Below are 14,815 nucleotides of genomic sequence, written 5' to 3' on the forward strand. Positions count from 1 at the left end.
TACCCATTTCGGTCGATGGACCGACTGGAGGAGCAGGCCATGCCCGAGACTACCGATGCCACGTTCCACCTACCCCGGCCGACGTCAGGTCACAGCCAGATGAGCGCTGCGGCGAGCTTGACCGTGGCCAGGTAGTTGCACGCGCGCTTCTCATAGCGAGTGGCGACCCGGCGGAACTGCTGAGCCGAGTCACGCAGCGCTCGACCCGTTACGCTCGGCATAGACCGCCCGGTCAAAGCCCGACCGGCGGCGCTGATTGGACCTGGTGGGGATCACTGCGCCGATCTCCCGGCGGCGCAACTCCGCCCGCACGCTCGGATACGAGTAGCCCTTGTCGGCGGCCAGCCGCTCTGGCCGCTTGCGCGGCCGACCCCGTCCGGGACGGCCGGCCAGGCCGGACCGCTTGACCGCCCCGGCATCCAGCAACGCTGGCAGCAGCGGGACCTCGTGCCGCTGCCCGGCAGTGACCAGGACCGCCAGCGGCCGCCCACCACCCTCGACGCAGGTTCAGCTTGCTGCTCAGCCCGCCGCGACTGCGCCCCAGGGCCTCATCCTGCGGCGGTGCGCTTCCCCCTTGCGGTCCGCCACGCTCGGCTGGCGCCGTGCGCCGGCGGCGTGCGCCGGCGGCGTGCTGGTGGGCGCGGACCACGCTGCCGTCCACGTAGTGGACCAACCAGTCCAGCTCGCCGAGGACATCGGCGCGGTGGGTGACCTCGGCCAGCCGCCGGTCGAACACGCCCTGGCGAAGCCAGCGGCAAAAGCGGCTGGCGACCGTCCGCCAGGGACCGAAGGAGTCGGGCAGGTCCCGCCACGGCGCGCCAGTGCGCAGCAGCCACACGATCGCTTCCAGGATTTGGCGGTGGTCCTTGTTGGGCCGGCCGGTGGGTAGGGCGTTGCCGGGGGCAACAGCGGTTCGAGCACCGCCCATCGCGCGTCGGTGAGTTCACCCTCTTCTCTGGCCATAGGCCCGAACCTATCAGGTCAGACAGCCCTCAAGCCTTTGCAACACGCCCTAGTCCGCCGGCATGTCGAGGCAGCGCTCAGGCACGCCGACACCGACCGCAACGTGGACACGCGTTGGACAAAGATGCTCGCCCACAGCCGGACCCGGCCAGACTTGGTCGGACACACGACACGGCCCCTGACCTTCGTTCGTGCAGGTCAGCGGCCGTGTTGTCGTGGTGCTGGATGGTAGCCCCGACCGGATTCGAACCGGCGCTACCGCCTTGAGAGGGCGGCGTCCTAGGCCGCTAGACGACGGGGCCCTGTTGCGCTTGTTGCGCCCTTGCGCTGGGGTGCCAGGACTCGAACCTAGACTAACGGGGCCAGAACCCGTCGGGCTGCCAATTACCCCACACCCCAGGGATCGTGGGCCGGTGGCCCACGGGCTCGGGCATCTTAGCGGCCGGTGGCCGGATCCCTCAACCGGCCAGGGCGGCGGCCCGGTCCAGGCGGGCCAGGGAGCGGGGCTTGCCGAGCAGCTCCATGGACTCGAACAGGGGCGGGCTGACCAGGCGGCCGGTGACGGCCACGCGGACCGGCTGGAAGGCGACCTTGGGCTTGAGGCCGCGCTCGGTCTGGAGGCCCCGGAGGGTCTCCTCGATGGCGGCGGCCGTCCACGGCTCGAGCTTGTCCAGCCGGGCCGCGGCCTCGGCCAGGAAGGCGCGGCCGTCCTCGGTCAGGGCCTTGGCCGCGGCCGCCGGGTCGAGCTCGACCTCGTCGGTCATCAGGAACCCGACCATGCCGGGGACCTCGGTCAGGTGGTTGACCCGCTCCTGGACCAGCGGCGAGGCCCGTTCCAGCAGGGCCGGGTCGGCCTCGGGGAAGGCCTCGGCCTCCACGAACGGCCAGGCCCGGGCGGCGAAGGCGGCCGGGTCGAGCTGGCGCAGGTAGTGGCCGTTGAGGGCGTCGAGCTTCTTGACGTCGAAGGCGGCCGGGTTGCGCGAGACCCGCTCCAGCGAGAACACCCGCTCCAGGTCGGCCAGGGTGAACAGCTCGGTGTGGTCGTCCAGCGACCAGCCGAGCAGGGCCAGGTAGTTGACCATCGCCTCGGGCAGGTAGCCCTCCTCACGGAACTGCTGCACCGACATCTTGTCGCGGCGCTTGGACAGCTTGCGCCGGTCGGCCCCGACGATCAGGGGCAGGTGGGCGAAGGCGGGCGGGGTCTCCCGGCCCAGGGCCCGGAACACGTGCACGTGCAGGGGCGTGGACGGGAACAGGTCCTCGCCCCGGATGACGTGGGTGATGCCCATGTCGACGTCGTCGTAGACGGCCGAGAAGTGGTAGGTGGGGACGCCGTTGGCTCGCAGGATGACGAAGTCGGTGAGGGTGGCGTTGTCGAAGGGGACCGTGCCCCGGACCAGGTCCTCGACCACCGTCTCGCCCTCGTCGGGGAGCCGGAAGCGGACCGCCGGCCTGCGCCCCTCGGCCTCGTAGGCCCGAACCTGGTCGGGCCGGAGGTGGCGGCAGTGGCCGTCGTAGCCGGGCGGCAGGCCGTGGGCCGCGGCCGCCTGGCGGCGCTGCTCCAGCTCCTCGTTGGTGCAGTAGCAGAGGTAGGCGTCGCCGTGGGCGACCAGGGCGTTGACGGCCGCGTGGTAGCGGTCGAGGCGCTCGGTCTGCACGTACGGCCCGTGGGGGCCGCCCCGCTGGTAGCCCTCGTCCCAGTCGAGGCCGAGCCAGCGCAACCCGTCCACGATCCCGGCGGCGCTGTCGGCCACGTTGCGCCCGGTGTCGGTGTCCTCGATGCGCAGCACGAACTGGCCGCCGTGACGGCGGGCGAAAAGGTACGAGTACAGCGCGGTCCGCGCAGTGCCGACATGCAGGAAGCCGGTCGGCGAAGGTGCAAACCGGGTCCGAACGCGCTTGCTCATGCGACGAATGCTACGCGAGTTCGTTTGGAGGCGGCGCTTCGCGGTAAGGTAGGAGCCCCCCAGTTCCACCGCTCCGCCCTTGGCACCGCCGTACCCCCAACGGTGAGGAGGCCAGTGTGTCCGCATCCGAGGATGCTTCAAAACACCTGCGCGTCGCTGTGGTCGCGCCGCCCTGGTTCACGATCCCGCCCGACGGCTACGGCGGCATCGAGGCCATGGTCCACTGGCTGGTCGAGGGGCTGGCCGCCCGCGGCCACCAGGTCACCCTGATCGGCGCCGGCGACTGCCGCACCAGCGCCAGCTTCCTGCAGACCTACGAGGAGCCGCCGGCCGCCCGCCTGGGCACCCCGTTCCCCGAGATCGTCCACGCCCTCCAGGTGGACGAGCATCTGGAGGCGCTGGACGTGGACGTGGTCCACGACCACTCGATGGGCGGCCCGCTGACGGCCAGGGCCCGCCGGGCCCCGACGGTGCTCACCGCCCACGGGCCCGTGGTGGGCGAGCTGGGCCAGTGCTACCGGCTGCTCAGCCGCCACCACCCGCTGGTCGCCATCTCCGAGTCGCAGCGGGCCAAGGGCCCGCACCTGCCCTGGGCGGCCACGGTCTACAACGCCATCCCGGTCGACGAGTACCCGTTCGAGACCGACAAGGACGACTTCGTGCTGTTCCTCGGGCGGATGAGCCCCGAGAAGGCACCCGACCTGGCCATCAAGGCGGCCCGGGCCGCCGGCCGGCGGATCGTGGTCGCGGCCAAGTGCAACGAGCCGGCCGAGCACGCCTATTTCGAGGAGCGGGTCCGTCCCCTGCTCGGCCACGACGCCGAGTGGTACGGCCACGCCACCACCGAGGAGAAGAAGAAGCTGCTGGCCAGGGCCGGCGCGCTGATCTTCCCCATCCAGTGGGACGAGCCGTTCGGGATCGTGATGGTCGAGGCCATGGCCTGCGGCACCCCGGTGGTGGCGCTGCGCGCCGGCTCGGTGCCCGAGCTGGTGGTCGACGGCCTCACCGGCTACATCTGCGACCGCCCCGAGGAGCTGCCCGCGGCCATCCGGCGGGTCGACGCCCTCGACCCCAGGGACTGCCGCCAGCGGGTGTCCGACTGCTTCGACGTGCCGGACATGGTCGACGGCTACGAGCAGGTCTACCGCCGGGCGATGGCCCGGGCGGCCATGGCCGTCGCCTGAGCGAGGACCTGGCAGCGCAGGATCACGCCGGTGTCAGGATGGTTCGGCCACGACCTCGTTGGCCAGGACGCCGATGCCCTCGACCTCGACCTCGACCCGGTCGCCGGGCTCCAGGGGGCCGACGCCGGCCGGGGTGCCGGTGAGGAGGACGTCGCCGGGGAGCAGGGTCATCACCTGGGAGACGAACGACAGCAGCTCGGCCACGCCGTGCTCCAGCTGGGAGGTGCGGGCCTGCTGGCGGACCTCGCCGTTGACCAGGGTGTGGAGGGCCAGGTCGCTGGAGTCGAGGTCGGTCTCGATCCAGGGGCCGAGGGGGCAGAAGGTGTCGAAGCCCTTGCCGCGCGTCCACTGGCCGTCGGCCCGCTGCAGGTCGCGCGCGGTGACGTCGTTGGCGCAGGTGAAGCCGAGCACGGCCTGGATCGCGTCGGCCGGGGCGAGGCGGCGGACGAGCTTGCCGACGACCACGGCCAGCTCGCCCTCGAAGTCGACCCGGCCGACCCCTTCGGGCCGGACGATCGGGTCGCCGGGCCCGATGACCGAGGTCGACGGCTTGAGGAACAGCACCGGGGTCGGCGGGACCTCGTTGCCCAGCTCGCGGGCGTGCTCGGCGTAGTTGCGGCCGATCGCGACCACCTTGCTCGGCAGCACCGGGGCGAGCAGCCGCACCTCGCCGACGGGGACGCGCTCGCCGGTGTACTCGAAGGCGCCGAACGGGTGGGGGCTGATCGGAGCGACGGTCTCGTCCTCGTGGACGCCGAAGCCGACGTCGCCCTGGTGGCTGTAGCGGACGATGCGCATACGGTCCCTTCAGGCGCGGAGGAGGAGGGCCTCGAGGGTGAGGCCGGTGCCGAAGGCGAGGGCCACGATCCACTGGCCCGGCTCGACCTCGCCGCCGCCGAGCAGCTGCTCGAGGATGAACAGGACGGTGGCCGAGGAGCGGTTGCCGCCGTCGGCCAGGACCTCGCGGGAGCGAGCGACCTCGGCGTCGCCGAGCCCGAGGCGTCGCTGCACCCGGTCGACGATCTCGGGGCCGCCCGGGTGGACGGCCCAGTGGGCGACGTCGGCGGTGGCCAGGCCGTGGGGCCGCAGCAGGTCCTCCACGAGCCGGCCGACGCCCCGCTCGACCAGGGCCGGCACGCGGGGCGAGAGCCACATGCGGAAGCCCTCGTCCTCGACCAGCCAGCCCATCCGCTCCTCGCTGCCGGGCACGGTGACCGTGGCCGAGCCGACGATGGCCGGCCCGTCGCCGCCGGCGCCGACCAGGGCGGCCGCCGCCCCGTCGCCGAACAGGGCCAGGTAGACGGCGTCCTCGCGGGTCCGGGGCGGCTGCACGTGGAGGGTGCACAGCTCCACGCAGGTCACCAGGGCGCGGCCACCCGAGGCGGTGGCCAGGGCGGCCGCCGTGCGCAGGGCCGGCAGGGCCGCGTAGCAGCCCATGTGGCCGACGGCCAGGCGCTGGACCCGGTCGCCGAGCCCGAGGTCGTCGACCAGGTGGACGTCGAGCCCGGGGCCGCTGTAGCCGGTGCAGGTGACGGCGACCAGGTCGGTCACCTCGGCGGCGGCGGCCGGCCCGGCCCGCTCCAGGGCCCGCCGGGACGCCTCGGCCCCGAGGCGGCGGGCGGCCGGGACGAACTCGCGCATCCGGTCGGCGGTGCTCCGCGGCCGGGTGTACCAGGACGGGTCGACCACCGAGGCCCGGCGCTCGACCCCGGAGTGGGCGAACACCTCGGCGAAGGACGGGTCCCAGCCCGGCTGGCCGGCGAAGAACTCCTCCACGATCTCCGACTGCTTGAAGACGTAGTGGTCCGGCATGGCGGTGCCGAGGGCCTGGACACGGGCCGTCATCGCACGCCCTTTCGGTAGTGCCCCAGGTAGGAGGCGCGGCGCCCGTTGCCGACGGTGAAGGTGGGGACGTCGATGCGGCGGGTCAGCAGCCCCCGGGCGACCGTTCCGGGACCGACCCGGGGCGCCAGGCCGGTCACCGCGACCGGCTCCAGGCCGGCCCCGCGCAACAGCCGGTCCAGCTCGGCCGGGCGGATGAACAGCCGCCAGTCGTGGGTGCCCCGCGGCACCATCCGCAGCACCTGCTCGAGCCCGAACACGCCCGTGAACCACGACCAGAAGGTGCGGTTGACGGTGTCGAACATGAAGCTGCCGCCGGGGGCGAGCACCCGGGCCAGCTCGGCCACGGCGACCGGCAGGTCGGGCAGGTGCTCGAGCACGTCGGCGGCGACCACGACGTCGAAGCTGCCGTCGGCGAACGGGAGGTGTTCCAGCCGCCCCTGGGCGGGCCGGAAGCGGGCTCCGACAGCCCGGCGGGCGACCCCGAGGCTGCCCAGCGAGCGGTCGACCCCGGCCACCTCGGCCCCGGCCGCGGCCAGCTCGCGGGCGACCAGCCCGCCGCCGCAGCCGGCGTCCAGGACCAGCCGGCCGCCCAGGTCGCCGAGCTGCTCCAGATAGAAGCCGACCCGGGGCCGGTTGATGGCGTGCAGGATGGCCGCCGGGCCGGCCGGGTCCCACCACAGCTCGTCCATGCCCTCGTAGTACTCGTTGTCGATCGAGCACCGCGCCGGCGGCACCGGCCGGGTCCGGTCGATGGTCAGGGCGGGCGCTCTCAAGCGGGACCACCTGGAGGAGTTGCCGACCCGAGCTCGACCCGGCCCAGCCACTGCAGGGTGGCGTCGTGGGAGGGGGGCAGGAGCAGGCCGGCGTGGGCGTCGCGCAGCAGCCGCTCCAGCGGGCCGGTGCGCAGGTAGCCGCTGCCGCCGGCGGTCCGCAGGGCCATGGTGCAGACCGCCAGGGCGGTCTGGCAGGTGAACAGCTTGGCCCCGGCCATGCGGCCGTAGTGGGTCACCGGGTCGGGGTCGGGCGGCCGGGCCACGGCGGCGAGCAGGGTCGCCCGGGCCGCGTCCAGGCGCATGCGCATCTCCCCCACCGCCTGCTGCACGCCCGGCAGCTCGGCCAGCGACGCCCCCAGGCCCTCGTTGCGCCGCCTGGGCAGCCCCTCGGCCACGTGCCGGAAGGCGGCCTCGGCGGCGCCGAGGAACACGCTGGCGAACGACGGCCACGACCAGTGCGACCCGGTCAGGAAGCTGACCGCCACCGGGAAGCCCTGGCCGACCACGTGCTCGGGCGCGATCTCCAGCTCGTCGATGGCCAGGGCGTTGCTGCCGGTGGCCCGCATGCCCATGGCCTTCCAGTCGCCCAGGACCCGCACGCCCCGCTCCGGCCGCGGCACCAGGAACCCGATCGGCTCCCGGTCGCCGTCGACCTCGACCGCCGCCGTCAGGAACAGGTGGGTGGCCCGCGGCCAGCCGGTGAAGAACGTCTTGGTCCCGGACAGCCGGTAGCCGCCCCCCGGCAGCGGGGTCGCGGTGGTGGCCTGGTACCACCAGTTCCCGCCCGACTGGGGCTCGGAGAAGCCGCCGGCCAGGATGGCCCCGTCGGTCGCGACCAGCTTGAGGAACGGCTCCACCCGGTCCCGGAACCCCTCGGCCAGCAGCCCGACGCCGTGCAGGTGCATGTTCACGGCCAGCGCGGTCGCCGGGTTGCCCTCGGCCAGCCGGCTCTGGGCGCCGACCAGGTCGAGCGCGCCCGCTCCCATGCCGCCGAGCTCGGCCGGCACGGTGATGGCCGTGTAGCCGGAGGTGACCAGGTCGTCGAAGTCCTCGTGGCAGAACGCGTCGGCCTCGTCGTAGCCGGCGGCGCGGCCGGCCAGGGCGGGGACCAGACCCGCGGCCAGGTCGACGATCTCCTGCCGGGGCTCGGTGGGTCGCGATGGATGCTGCATGACTGCTCCTGGACGAGGACGCTCGGCCGTGCCTACCCCAACAGCCTTCCACGAACCCGCCGCAAACACGAACGGTGCCGGCCCGACTGCCGGAAGTGGGTAGGCTCGTATGGTGCACGATCGGCTGTTGCGGCTGCTCCAGGACGCGGCGGCAGGGTCGCCGCCGCCGGCCGACGGGCTGGTCGAGGTGTGGGCCCCGCCGCCCGGGGCGGTGGACGCGGTGCTGGCGTTCACCGCCCACCACGTGGTCGCGGCCCGGGTCGACCCCGGCCTGGTGGCGGCGCGGCTGCCGCCCGGGGACCTGGAGGCGCCGATGAGCGCGGCCTTCCTGGGCTGGCTCGGGGAGCGGCTGGGCAGCCAGCCGGGCAGCCTCGACGTGGTCCTGGCCGCCGAGGGCCTTGGCGGGACCCCGCCACTGGCGCTGCGGGCCGGGGTCGACCCGGAACGGCACCCCCGGGTGGCCAGGGCGTTGCGCTACCGGAACGAGCCGGCGGCCTGGACCGACGCGGACGGGCTCGGGGTGCTGGTGCTGGGGCGGGGCCTGGCCGGCCGCCGCGAGGTCGCCTTCGAGGTCGACCCGGCCGCCCGCAACCGCGGCCTCGGCCGCCTCCTGGTCAGGGCCGCCCGCCACCTCACCCCACCCGGCGAGCCGCTGTTCGCGCAGGTCGCCCCCGGCAACGTCGCCTCCCTGCGGGTGGTCGGGGCGGCCGGCTTCCGCCCCGTCGGCGCCGAGGTCCTGTTCCACCGCCCCGGCGCCAGCCCGGGCTAGCCGTCAGATCCGCGGCCCGCGGGGGCGTGCCCGAACGGGCCCAGCCCGGTCATCATCGCCATGGGCCAACGATACCGCCGCTCCGGGCAATTTCGCGTGCCATGGGGCGCCGGGGCTGCTGGAATGGGCCCATGGAGGGCTACCGAGCCGAGACCTACGGTGACCGGATCGCCGAGGTCTACGACACCATGACCGAGAGCATGCCCGACCCGGTGGACTGTGCGGACCGGCTGGCCGAGCTGGCCGGTCCCGGGCCGGCCCTGGAGCTGGGCATCGGCACCGGCCGGGTGGCCCTGCCCCTGGCGGCCAGGGGGGTCGAGGTCCACGGCATCGACGCCTCGGCGGCCATGGTGGAGCGGTTGCGGGCCAAGCCGGGCGGCGCGGCCATCCCCGTCACCATGGGCGACTTCGCCGACCTGGCCGTGGAGGGCAGCTACCGGCTGGTCTACGCGGTCTTCAACACCTTCTTCTCGCTGCTCACCCAGGACGACCAGGTCCGCTGCTTCGAGGCGGTGGCCGGTCACCTGGCCCCGGAGGGCGCCTTCGTCCTCGAGCTGTTCGTGCCCGACCCGACCATGCACCCCGGCGGCCAGAGCGTCCGGACCCGCCATCTGGGCCTGGACCGGGCCCGGCTCGACCTGGCCCTGCACGACCCGGTGGCCCAGCGGGTCGACTTCCACAACGTCCTGCTGGCCGCCGGCGGCATCCAGATGCTGCCGGGGGCGGTCCGCTACGCCTGGCCGGCCGAGCTCGACCTGATGGCCCGCCTGGCCGGGCTGCGGCTGCGCGAGCGCTGGGGCGGCTGGCGCCGGGAGCCGTACACCGCCTCCACCAAGGGCCTGTACGTGGCCGTCTACGAGCACGCCGGCCGGCCCGCCTCGTAGCATGCGGTCCATGGACGGGGCGCTGGAGCTGGACGACTGGCGGCGGCGGGTCGCGCTGCTGTATCTGACCGGCCCGACCGAGGGCGAGGCCGGGGCGGCGGGGTTCCGGCGTGGCCGCGACGAGCTGTTCCGCGACCACCCCCAGTCGGCCCTCGACGACGGGCAGCGGGCCCGGTTCACGGGCCTGCCCTGGTTCCCCTACGACCCCGGGGCCCGGGTGACCGCCGAACCGCGCCCGCCGGACGACGGTTCCGAGCTGGCCGTGGACACCGGCGGCGAGGACGGCACCGTCCGCTACCGGCGGGTGGCCCGCCTGGCCACCCCGTTCGGCGACCTGACCCTGTTCTGGACCCTCGGCTACGGCGGCGGCCTGTTCCTCCCCTTCCGGGACGCCACCGCCGGCGACGAGACCTACGGGGCCGGGCGCTACCTGACCGACACCGTCAAGGGCACCTGGGGCCGCGGCCTGGTCCACCAGGGCGGCCGGGTGGTGCTCGACTTCAACTACGCCTACAACCCGTCGTGCGCCTACAACGCCCGCTGGGCGTGCCCGCTGGCCCCGCCCGAGAACCACCTCACCGCGGAGGTCCGGGCCGGGGAGCGCGCCTACCCCGACCCGGCCTGATCTCCCCGGCTACTCGAGGTTCCGGGACAGCTCGCGGGCGCACTCCTCGCGGGCGGCCTGGCCGGTGGCGTCGTCGAGGCACTGCCCGAAGCGGTTGAAGTCGTTGACGTGGGTCGAGAACCAGACGCCGACGCTGATGGTGAAGAAGATCCCGAGCACCAGGGCCAGGCCGCCGGTGACCAGCCCGGTCACGGCCTGGCCGCGGTTGTCGGCCTCGCGCCGGTTGGCCCGTACGATGCCGACGATGCCGAAGATCACCGCCAGCAGGCCGAGGAACGCGCCAAGGGGCGAGAAGATCAGCAGCAGCACCAGCACCAGCGCGACCACGCCGAGGACGAGGGCGGCCGTGCCCATGCCGTTGCGGCGCCGGGGCGGGGCCTGGTAGCCACCCGGCGGGTACTGGCCCTGCGGGTACTGGCCCTGCGGGTACTGGCCCGGCGGCGGGCCCGGCTGGGTCGGGTACTGGGGCGGGTCCGAAGGGGTGTCGGTCATGTCGACCTCCTGTAGGCGTCGCTCGAAGGCGCGAACACTACTCCTCCACCCCGGGCTTGAACACCGCTCAAGGGAACGGGCGGCCGGTTGGGCGGGCCGCCCGCCGGGCATCCTTGGCCCGACCGGGGAGGTGCCATGACCACCGAGCTCACCGTCAGGGACGTGTTCGACCTTCAGCTCCGGGAGGTGTCGGGGATCTGCGAGCGGGCCGCCGGCGACGGGCGGCCCCGTCAGCTGCTGGCCATCGGCGACGACAGCCACCACCTGCTGGTGGGCGACCTGGAGCCGGCGGTGCCGGCCAGCTTCGCCCGCCACGACCTGGAGCCGCTGCTGGACGCGGCGGGCGTGGGCATCGGCCGCAGCTCCCAGTGGGAGGGGGTCGACACCGACGAGACGGGGCGGGTGTTCGTGCTCCGCGAGGTCCCGGGCACGGTGTTCGTGTTCGACCCGGCACTGGAACGGCTGCTCCACGTCCTCCCCCTCACCGTCGAGGACGACCCGGGCGAGCAGCGGGCCTGGGACGCCGACGAGAACGCTCTCGGTGAGGGCCTGCTGCTCCTCCGCAACGGCCACCTGTTCGTGGTCAAGGAGGAGAAGCCCCGCCAGCTGCTCGAGTTCGGGCTCCCCGGCGAGCGGGCCCAGGGCCTCCACGCCGACCTGCTGATCGCCGACAGCGGCCACTTCCCCACCCCGGACGAGCCGGCCGCCACCTTCCACATGCTGTCGTCCTGGGACCTGGGCGGGGAGGCGCTGGAGCGGGTCGGCGACCTCAGCGACGTCACCGTCGGCCCCGACGGCCGCGTCTACCTGCTCAGCGACGAATCCCGCTGCATCGCCCGGCTCCAGGCCACCGTCCCACCCGAGTCCGGGACGGTGGCCGTCGACCGCATCTGGGCCCTGCCCGACCGCCTCCACCAGCCCGAGGGCCTGATCATCACCGCCGCCTGGGACCTGCTGGTGGCCACCGACCACGAGGAGCAGCGCGAGAACCTGTTCCTGCTCGACGGGTTCGGGCCTGACTCGGCTAGCGGGAGACCTGGCCGGTAGGGCAGCCCGCTCAGGCGGGGACGAGCTCGACCAGGGACAGCGACGGCATGGGCAGGTCGAAGGCGGCCTCCACGACCCCGCCGGGGGCGGCCACCCGCCGGGGCGGCTCCAGCTCCTCGAGCCGGTTGGCCTCGCGCAGCGCCGCCCACTGGCCGTCGTCGGGCCAGTCGGCCCCGCCGGACATGGCCTCCCAGACGGCGGCGATGTTGGAGCGCTCGGTGTCGACCCGCAGGTGGCGCAGCTCGTAGGCGCCCGCGGCCAGCCCCTGGACCCGCAGGCTGACCGCCCGGTCGAGCAGCGGCTCGCCGGTGGAGCGGGTCTGGTCGAGGGTCACGTTCCAGAGCGCGACCGCGACCCGGCCGACGGCCGGGTCGCGCGACCCCCAGGCCTCGACCAGCCCGCCGGCGCCGTCGCCGTCCAGCTCCACCCGGACCTCCTCGGGGCCGAGCCGCTCCAGCAGCTTGCACGCCCAGAAGCGAGGCTTGCGCAGGTTGCCGACGGTCAGCAGCCCGAACCCGCCGTGCAGCAGCGACGCCGGCCGGCCCAGCTCCTCGAAGTGGTCGGACGCCACCCACCAGGACAGGGCGTCGACCCGGCCGGCGGCCGAGCGCATCCCCCGGGCCAGGAACGCGGCCGCGAACACCGACTCGGCCACCGGGTTGGACAGCCGCGGGTGCACGCCCCACTCGGTCCACCAGATGGCCGCGTCCTCGCGGCCGTGGCGGGCCAGGGCGGGCCGCAGGTCGAGCGGCGGGCTGCCGTACAGGTGGGTGGAGACGAAGTCCAGGGGCACGCCGGTCTTCTCGCTGTGAGCGACCAGGTCCTCGACCCAGCCGACGGCGGCCGTGGCCGGCCCCCCGACCCGCAGGCCGGGGTCGACCGAGCGCACGGCCCGCGCCGCCGTGTCGTACAGGCGCAGGTAGTCGCCGGCGTCGCCGCTCCAGAAGTACTCGAGGTTGGGCTCGTTCCAGACCTCGAACGCCCAGTGGTCGCGGACCTCGTCCAGGCCGTAGCGGTCGACCAGGTGCTGGACCAGGTCGCGGACCAGGCCGCCCCAGCGGTCCCAGTCGCGCGGCGGCGACGACACCCCCTCGTAGGAGAAGGCGAGGTGGTCGGGGTCGCGGGCCAGCGCGCGGGGCATGTAGGCCAGCTCCACGACCGGCCGCAGGCCGACGCCGAGGAGCCGGTCGTACACGCGGTCGATGCCGTTGAAGTCGTGCACCGGCCGGCCGCCGGCCTCCCGGTAGGTGCCGAGGTCGTCGCCGAGGATGCCGTGGGCGCGCACGGCCGCCACCCCCAGCTCGTCGTGGACGATGCGCAGGGCCTCGGTGAGCTCCTCGCCGATCGGGCGGCCGCCGGTGCGGTCGGCCGAGAGCATGTGGCTGAGGTGCTCGGAGCCGATCATGGGCCGCCAGGGCCGGTGCAGCGGCCCGGCGGGCCGGGCCGCGTCGACGGTGACGGCGACCACGGCCTCCCCCGCCGCCTCCGGGGCGGCCGCCACCGGCGCCGACAGCGGCCCGGTGGTGTGGACGTCGGGGATGGCCGCGACCGCGTACCAGCGGGTCACGCCCGCCTCCACCTGGGTGTCGGCGTACGGGGGGTGCGGCACGGCCCAGACGGTGTCGCCGCCGTGGTGGTCGAGCGCCACCAACGGCCCCTCCGGAGCGTCGGCCCGGTGGACCAGGTAGCCGATGGCGCCGTCCACCGGCGCCCATTCCAGGGTCACCTGGGCCCGGCCGGGCCGGGCCGCCAGCCCGGCCGGGGCGTCGAGCACGGCCGGGGCGGCGGCGAAGTGCCCGCCACGCGGCCCCTCCCAGGTGAACTCCTTGGCCTCGCTCATTTGATGCCGGTGGTGGCGATGCCCTGGACGAAGTAGCGCTGCAGGGCCACGAACAGGGCGATCACGGGGAGGATGACCACCACCGACCCGGCCAGCAGGAGCCCGTACCTGGTGGCGTTCTGGCCGACCGAGTACAGGGCCAGGGCGACCGGCAGGGTGTACTTGTCCTCGGACTGGGCCACGACCAGCGGCCACAGGAAGTTGTTCCAGGACGACAGGAACGTGAGGATGCCCAGGGTGGCCAGGGCGGGGCCGCACAGGGGCATGATCACCCGGGAGAAGATCCGCCATTCGCCGGCCCCGTCGATCCGGGCCGCCTCGATCAGCTCGTCGGGCAGGCCGACGATGAACTGGCGCATCAGGAACACGCCCAGCGGGGTGACCAGGAACGGCAGGATCAGCCCGGGGTAGGTGTTGACCAGGCCGAGGTTGGAGACGAGCACGAACAGGGGCACGAAGGTGACCACCCCCGGCACCATGAGCATGGCCAGCACGAGCCCGAACAGCAGCCGCTTGCCGGCGAAGTCGAGCTTGGCCAGGGCGTAGCCCACCATCGAGCAGAAGACCAGGTTGCCGGCGGTGACGGCCACGGCCACCAGGACCGAGTTGGCGAAGAAGCGGGGGAAGTCGAGCCGGTCGAGGAGCTGGCGGTAGTTGCCGAGCGACGGGGTCTCGGGCCACCAGGTGGGCGGCACCCGCTGGAGCTCGGCCTCGGGCTTGAACGACCCGAGCAGCATCCAGAGGAACGGGGCCAGCATCACCACCAGCCCGGCGGCGAGGACCAGGTAGACCCAGGTGGCGCGGCGGCGCCGGGGCCCGGCGGGGGCCCCGGCCGGCCCGGCGCCCGGGGTGGTGGCGGGGGCAGGCGCCCCGCGTTGGACGTCGACGGCCATGTCCCCTCCTTCAGGTCCGGGACCGCAGCAGGCGGAACTGCACCAGGGTCAGCACCACGATGGCCAGGAACAGCAGGTAGCTGGCGGCGGCGGCGTAGCTGTAGTTGCCGAAGCCGAACTGGTTGTAGGTGAAGAACGCGGTCGACAGGGTGTGGTCGAGGGGGCCGCCCTTGGTCATCACGAACGGCTCCTCGAAGAACTGGAGGTAGCCGACGCCGGTGAGCACGGCCCCGAACAGCAGGGTCGGGCGCAGCAGGGGCAGGGTGATGCTGCGGAAGCGCCGCCAGGCCCCGGCCCCGTCGACCATCGCCTGCTCGTGCAGGTCCCTGGGGATGGTCTGGAGGCCGGCCAGGAAGATCACCATCAGCGTGCCCATGTTGCGCCAGGCGGCCATGGCGATCAGCGACGGCATCGCCCAGGT

At 74.0% G+C, this 14,815-nt stretch carries 14 protein-coding genes, 2 tRNA genes and 1 pseudogene; 5 read left to right on the plus strand and 12 right to left on the minus strand.

Annotation, left to right across the window (positions count from 1 at the left end; all coding sequences use genetic code 11):
- Positions 1–89: 89 nt before the first annotated feature.
- From VF468_22400 to gltX, 4 genes and pseudogenes are all read right to left on the minus strand, one after another.
- Positions 90–963, minus strand: a pseudogene (locus tag VF468_22400) (IS5 family transposase).
- 226 nt (positions 964–1,189) lie between these two features.
- Positions 1,190–1,265: transfer RNA gene (locus VF468_22405), tRNA-Glu, on the minus strand.
- 25 nt (positions 1,266–1,290) lie between these two features.
- Positions 1,291–1,362 (minus strand) — tRNA-Gln (locus VF468_22410).
- Between the two features lie 59 nt (positions 1,363–1,421).
- Positions 1,422–2,870: a glutamate--tRNA ligase gene (gene gltX, locus VF468_22415; GenBank protein ID HEX5881043.1), complete on the minus strand. Its 1,449-nt coding sequence runs from the start codon at positions 2,868–2,870 to the stop codon at positions 1,422–1,424.
- A gap of 116 nt (positions 2,871–2,986) precedes the next feature.
- On the opposite strand from gltX, the gene VF468_22420 reads away from it, so the two are divergent.
- Positions 2,987–4,054 carry a glycosyltransferase family 4 protein gene (locus VF468_22420; protein ID HEX5881044.1) on the plus strand — a complete coding sequence of 356 codons (1,068 nt, stop codon included), beginning with the start codon at positions 2,987–2,989 and terminating at the stop codon, positions 4,052–4,054.
- A 33-nt stretch (positions 4,055–4,087) separates the two neighbouring features.
- Here VF468_22420 and VF468_22425 read toward each other — a convergent pair whose 3' ends face one another.
- From VF468_22425 to VF468_22440, 4 genes are read right to left on the minus strand one after another with little or no spacing between them, the layout of a single operon-like run.
- The gene (locus tag VF468_22425; protein ID HEX5881045.1) at positions 4,088–4,852 is read right to left on the minus strand and encodes a fumarylacetoacetate hydrolase family protein; all 765 of its coding nucleotides are present in this window, start codon (positions 4,850–4,852) and stop codon (positions 4,088–4,090) included.
- 9 nt (positions 4,853–4,861) lie between these two features.
- Entirely contained in the window at positions 4,862–5,899 is a 1,038-nt protein-coding gene (locus tag VF468_22430) for a type III polyketide synthase (GenBank protein ID HEX5881046.1), read from the minus strand.
- Positions 5,896–6,672 carry a bifunctional 2-polyprenyl-6-hydroxyphenol methylase/3-demethylubiquinol 3-O-methyltransferase UbiG gene (ubiG, locus tag VF468_22435; protein ID HEX5881047.1) on the minus strand — a complete coding sequence of 259 codons (777 nt, stop codon included), beginning with the start codon at positions 6,670–6,672 and terminating at the stop codon, positions 5,896–5,898. The genes VF468_22430 and ubiG overlap by 4 nt, the downstream gene beginning before the upstream one ends.
- Entirely contained in the window at positions 6,669–7,844 is a 1,176-nt protein-coding gene (locus tag VF468_22440; GenBank protein HEX5881048.1) for an acyl-CoA dehydrogenase family protein, read from the minus strand. The genes ubiG and VF468_22440 overlap by 4 nt, the downstream gene beginning before the upstream one ends.
- Positions 7,845–7,953: 109 nt before the next feature.
- Here VF468_22440 and VF468_22445 point away from each other — a divergent pair, with 109 nt between their 5' ends.
- The 3 genes from VF468_22445 (at position 7,954) to VF468_22455 (ending at position 10,122) form a co-directional block, all read left to right on the plus strand.
- Complete coding sequence (locus VF468_22445; protein ID HEX5881049.1) at positions 7,954–8,613, plus strand: GNAT family N-acetyltransferase; 660 nt, start codon at positions 7,954–7,956, stop codon at positions 8,611–8,613.
- Between the two features lie 131 nt (positions 8,614–8,744).
- Positions 8,745–9,497 (plus strand): class I SAM-dependent methyltransferase, encoded by a 753-nt coding sequence (locus tag VF468_22450; GenBank protein ID HEX5881050.1) that lies wholly within the window; start codon positions 8,745–8,747, stop codon positions 9,495–9,497.
- Positions 9,498–9,507: 10 nt separating this feature from the next.
- Entirely contained in the window at positions 9,508–10,122 is a 615-nt protein-coding gene (locus VF468_22455; GenBank protein HEX5881051.1) for a DUF1684 domain-containing protein, read from the plus strand.
- 9 nt (positions 10,123–10,131) lie between these two features.
- Here the strand turns inward: VF468_22455 and VF468_22460 are convergent, their stop codons facing one another.
- The gene (locus VF468_22460) at positions 10,132–10,614 is read right to left on the minus strand and encodes a DUF4190 domain-containing protein (GenBank protein HEX5881052.1); all 483 of its coding nucleotides are present in this window, start codon (positions 10,612–10,614) and stop codon (positions 10,132–10,134) included.
- A 135-nt stretch (positions 10,615–10,749) separates the two neighbouring features.
- Here VF468_22460 and VF468_22465 point away from each other — a divergent pair, with 135 nt between their 5' ends.
- Positions 10,750–11,661 (plus strand): SdiA-regulated domain-containing protein, encoded by a 912-nt coding sequence (locus VF468_22465; protein HEX5881053.1) that lies wholly within the window; start codon positions 10,750–10,752, stop codon positions 11,659–11,661.
- A 10-nt stretch (positions 11,662–11,671) separates the two neighbouring features.
- Here the strand turns inward: VF468_22465 and VF468_22470 are convergent, their stop codons facing one another.
- The 3 genes from VF468_22470 to VF468_22480 form a co-directional block, all read right to left on the minus strand.
- On the minus strand, positions 11,672–13,501 hold the full coding sequence (locus tag VF468_22470) for a xylan 1,4-beta-xylosidase (protein ID HEX5881054.1): 1,830 nt from the start codon (positions 13,499–13,501) through the stop codon (positions 11,672–11,674).
- Positions 13,498–14,394 carry a carbohydrate ABC transporter permease gene (locus VF468_22475; protein ID HEX5881055.1) on the minus strand — a complete coding sequence of 299 codons (897 nt, stop codon included), beginning with the start codon at positions 14,392–14,394 and terminating at the stop codon, positions 13,498–13,500. The genes VF468_22470 and VF468_22475 overlap by 4 nt, the downstream gene beginning before the upstream one ends.
- A gap of 10 nt (positions 14,395–14,404) precedes the next feature.
- A partial coding sequence (locus tag VF468_22480) for a sugar ABC transporter permease (GenBank protein HEX5881056.1) occupies positions 14,405–14,815 on the minus strand: 411 nt, incomplete at its 5' end.

This window comes from Actinomycetota bacterium (assembly GCA_036280995.1).
Lineage (GTDB): Bacteria > Actinomycetota > CALGFH01 > CALGFH01 > CALGFH01 > CALGFH01.

What these genes read in the sequence shown, in the direction of transcription:
- gltX (HEX5881043.1), bottom strand. Translation starts at nt 2,870, where the DNA reads ATGAGCAAGCGCGTTCGGACCCGGTTTGCACCTTCGCCGACCGGCTTC.
- VF468_22465 (HEX5881053.1), top strand. Translation starts at nt 10,750, where the DNA reads ATGACCACCGAGCTCACCGTCAGGGACGTGTTCGACCTTCAGCTCCGG.
- VF468_22470 (HEX5881054.1), bottom strand. Translation starts at nt 13,501, where the DNA reads ATGAGCGAGGCCAAGGAGTTCACCTGGGAGGGGCCGCGTGGCGGGCAC.
- VF468_22450 (HEX5881050.1), top strand. Translation starts at nt 8,745, where the DNA reads ATGGAGGGCTACCGAGCCGAGACCTACGGTGACCGGATCGCCGAGGTC.
- VF468_22440 (HEX5881048.1), bottom strand. Translation starts at nt 7,844, where the DNA reads ATGCAGCATCCATCGCGACCCACCGAGCCCCGGCAGGAGATCGTCGAC.
- VF468_22475 (HEX5881055.1), bottom strand. Translation starts at nt 14,394, where the DNA reads ATGGCCGTCGACGTCCAACGCGGGGCGCCTGCCCCCGCCACCACCCCG.
- VF468_22425 (HEX5881045.1), bottom strand. Translation starts at nt 4,852, where the DNA reads ATGCGCATCGTCCGCTACAGCCACCAGGGCGACGTCGGCTTCGGCGTC.
- VF468_22430 (HEX5881046.1), bottom strand. Translation starts at nt 5,899, where the DNA reads ATGACGGCCCGTGTCCAGGCCCTCGGCACCGCCATGCCGGACCACTAC.
- VF468_22455 (HEX5881051.1), top strand. Translation starts at nt 9,508, where the DNA reads ATGGACGGGGCGCTGGAGCTGGACGACTGGCGGCGGCGGGTCGCGCTG.
- VF468_22445 (HEX5881049.1), top strand. Translation starts at nt 7,954, where the DNA reads ATGGTGCACGATCGGCTGTTGCGGCTGCTCCAGGACGCGGCGGCAGGG.
- VF468_22460 (HEX5881052.1), bottom strand. Translation starts at nt 10,614, where the DNA reads ATGACCGACACCCCTTCGGACCCGCCCCAGTACCCGACCCAGCCGGGC.